Annotated in this window: 4 protein-coding genes and 1 pseudogene; 1 reads left to right on the top strand and 4 read right to left on the bottom strand. The window is 71.9% G+C overall.

Annotated features, from left to right (window positions below; translation table 11 throughout):
- Positions 1 to 128: 128 nt before the first annotated feature.
- The 3 genes from SACHA_RS21125 to SACHA_RS0108800 form a co-directional block, all read right to left on the bottom strand.
- Positions 129 to 419, bottom strand: a complete 291-nt coding sequence (locus SACHA_RS21125; protein ID WP_019808916.1) for a Trm112 family protein — start codon at positions 417 to 419, stop codon at positions 129 to 131.
- Between the two features lie 44 nt (positions 420 to 463).
- On the bottom strand, positions 464 to 1,816 hold the full coding sequence (locus SACHA_RS0108805; protein ID WP_019808914.1) for a phosphomannomutase/phosphoglucomutase: 1,353 nt from the start codon (positions 1,814 to 1,816) through the stop codon (positions 464 to 466).
- A gap of 153 nt (positions 1,817 to 1,969) precedes the next feature.
- Positions 1,970 to 2,335 (bottom strand): DUF3499 domain-containing protein, encoded by a 366-nt coding sequence (locus SACHA_RS0108800; RefSeq protein ID WP_028663012.1) that lies wholly within the window; start codon positions 2,333 to 2,335, stop codon positions 1,970 to 1,972.
- Between the two features lie 86 nt (positions 2,336 to 2,421).
- Here SACHA_RS0108800 and SACHA_RS0108795 point away from each other — a divergent pair, with 86 nt between their 5' ends.
- Entirely contained in the window at positions 2,422 to 2,877 is a 456-nt protein-coding gene (locus SACHA_RS0108795) for a metallopeptidase family protein (RefSeq protein ID WP_019808910.1), read from the top strand.
- Here SACHA_RS0108795 and SACHA_RS24405 read toward each other — a convergent pair.
- Positions 2,861 to 3,198: pseudogene (locus SACHA_RS24405) on the bottom strand (hypothetical protein); the annotation flags it as partial. The gene SACHA_RS0108795 and the pseudogene SACHA_RS24405 overlap by 17 nt on opposite strands.

Below are 3,198 nucleotides of genomic sequence, written 5' to 3'. Positions count from 1 at the left end.
CGGCCAGGTCGACCTCCGCCGCGGTCTCGGCGGTGGCACGCACCTGTGCGCCCGCCGTGGCGACCGCCCGCAGCAGGCCCTCGACGTCGGCGTCGGACAGCCGCTCCGGGTCGTCGAGCAGAGTGTCGTCAAGCACCGTCGGGCTCGTCCTTCGCGCGCCGGTCGCCACCACCGGAGTCGGTGTCCGGGACGGCGGCGGAGTTCGTGTCCGCGGCGGTCGCCGATCCCGTGTCCGGGGGGTCCGCCTCGTCGAGCAGCAACACCGGGATCCCGTCGCGCACCTCGTACACGCGGCCACAGGAGGTACAGGTCAGGGCGTCGGCGTCCGGGTCGTCGGGTGTCCCCGACCGCAACGGCGCGTGGTCGGCGGCGGGACAGGCCAGGACCTCGAGGAGTTGCGCATCAAGCGTGACGGCCATGATTCCTCTCTACCACTTTCGGCGGAACAGGCGGGAGGCGAAGGTCAGTCGCGGAGGAGGGCGAGCACCTCGTCGGTCAGCGCCCGCATCGTCGCCTCACCGGGAGCCTCCACGTTCAACCGCAGCAGCGGCTCCGTGTTGGACGCCCGGAGATTGAACCAGCCCGACTCGCCGAGGTCGACCGTCAGGCCGTCCAACTCGTCGATCGTGCCGCCGCGTCGGGCGAACGCCTCGCGCACCGCGGCCTGCCGGGCGGCCTGGTCGTCGACCGTCGAGTTGATCTCGCCCGAGGCGACGTAGCGGGTGTAGTCCGCCGTCAGCGCGGACAGGGTGCCCTCCTGCTCGCCGAGCGCGGCCAGCACGTGCAGGGCCGCCAGCATGCCGGTGTCGGCCCGCCAGAAGTCCCGGAAGTAGTAGTGCGCCGAGTGCTCACCGCCGAAGATCGCGTTGGTGCGGGCCATCGTCTCCTTGATGAACGAGTGCCCGACCCGGGTCCGCACGGGCTTGCCCCCGTGCTCGGCGACGATCTCCGGAACCGCCTTCGACGTGATCAGATTATGGATGATCGTCCCGCCGGGTTCCTTCGCGAGTTCGCGCGTGGCCACCAGCGCGGTGATCGCGCTCGGCGGGACCGGATCGCCGTTCTCGTCCACCACGAAGCAACGGTCGGCATCGCCGTCGAAGGCCAGGCCGAGGTCGGCACCGACCTCGCGCACCCTGGCCTGCAGGTCGACGAGGTTGGCCGGGTCGAGCGGGTTGGCCTCGTGGTTCGGGAAGGTGCCGTCGAGTTCGAAGTACAACGGGTCGAGGGTGACCGGCAGCCCGTCGAACACCCGCGGCACGGTCAGCCCGCCCATCCCGTTGCCCGCGTCGACCACGACGGTCAGCGGGCGGATCCCGGTCAGGTCCACCAGCGTGCGCAGGTGGTCGGCATAGTCGGGCAGGACGTCGCGTTCGGTGACGCTGCCCGCCTGCCCCCCGAACTCGGGCACCCCGTGCTCGACGGTGTCGCGGATCTCCGCGAGGCCCGAGTCCTGCCCGACCGGGGCCGCGCCCGCGCGGCAGAGTTTGATCCCGTTGTACCGGGCCGGGTTGTGGCTCGCGGTGAACATCGCCCCGGGCATGTTCAGCGCCCCCGAGGCGAAGTAGAGCTCGTCCGTGCCGGCCAGGCCGATCGAGACGACGTCCAGTCCCTGTGCGGTGACCCCCTCGGCGAAGGCGGCGGCCAGGCCCGGGGAGGAGTCGCGCATGTCGTGGCCGATGACGACCGAGGGCGAATCCGGCTTGATCAGCAGGGCGAAGGCCGCCCCGAAGTCGGTGACCAGCTCCTCGGTGAGATCCTCACCGACGACCCCACGGATGTCGTAGGCCTTCACGATGGCCGACAGGTCTGTCACGCCTCTCCCCGATCGTCGTCGACGTTGGCTTCCGGCTCACGGCCGCGTTCGATTCAGGGCCGTTCGAATCACGGCCGCTTCGACTCTCCGCCGCGTTCGACTCTCCGCAAGCCTCGATACCCGCAGGAAAGCCTACCGACACGTCACGGACGGTCAGGCGCGGCCGGGCAGAACCCGGAGGTGCCCCCGGCGAACGGTCCCCCTGGGCTCCTCCGGCTGCGGATCCGAGGCGGGGGCGGGACGATCGGAGCGGCCCGCCTCACGGACGGCCTCGGCCAGCGCCGTGAGCTCGTCGCTGGACGGCTCGGGTGCGGAGAACTCACCTTCGTGGCGGACGACCTCCCACCCCTTCGGTGCGGTCAGACTGAGGGCGTGGGCCTCGCAGAGGTCGTACGAGTGGGGCTCCGAGGCCGTGGCCAGTGGCCCCACCACCGCGGTCGAGTCGCTGTAGGCGTAGGTCAGCGTGGCAACCGCGGGTTCGAGGCAACCCGTCCGCGAACACTTCCGCACGCTCCGCACGGTGTCCCACTGTAGCTGCCAGGACGGCTTCCGTACCGCCGACACACCGGAAACACCCCGACCGTGGGCGCGTACCCTTCCCGGCTATGGCTCCCAGTTCGCGACAGCGGCGGCGCCGGGACCGGCACGGACGCGGGCTGCGCGGACCGCTGTACCCGTCCACGCTCCCCGCGGCGTCGAGCCGCGCCGAGAAGTTCGACGCGCTGGTGCTCGACGCGCTCGAACCGATCGAGGCCCGCTGGCGGCACGATCTGACCGAGCTGGACGTCGCCGTCGACGACGTCCCCGAGGTGGACACCGAGATCCCGTCGCCGGAGGCCGAGGGGGTGCTGCTGGACGGCGCGGTGCCGCTGTCCCGCCTGGTCCCGGCCGGGGTCGACCGGACGGGCCTGCCCACCCGCGCCCGCATCGTGCTCTACCGCCGCCCGCTGGAGGCACGGGCGAAGGATCCGGTCGAGCTCTCGGAACTCGTCCACGACGTGCTCGTGGAGCAGGTCGCGAACTACCTCGGGGTCGAACCCGACATCATCGACGGCGGCTGACCGCTCCTCCCGGGGGGTGCACCCTGCGCGACGGGACCGAGGTGAACACGGTGAACAGCAGGACCGTCACCTGGCCGAGGAGGAGCAGGTCGTGCCGGGTCCCGTCGTACGAGACGGTGACCTCGGACTCCCGTGCGGGGACCGGTACCCCCACCTGACCCGACCAGACGGACCGGATCGGGACCCGGTCGCCGTCGACCGTGGCCGACCACCCGGCCTGGTATCGCGACGCCAGCACGAGCAGCCGGCCCTGTGGGCCGTCCGAGACCCGCACCGCGACCTCCGGCGGCCCGGCGTCGACAGGGGCCGACGCGGGACGGC

Origin of the sequence: Saccharomonospora halophila 8 (genome assembly GCF_000383775.1) — a bacterium.
Taxonomy (GTDB): Bacteria; Actinomycetota; Actinomycetes; order Mycobacteriales; family Pseudonocardiaceae; genus Saccharomonospora; species Saccharomonospora halophila.
The sequence above is the reverse complement of the archived record's forward strand: the minus strand, read 5'-3'. Positions and strand labels throughout refer to the sequence as shown.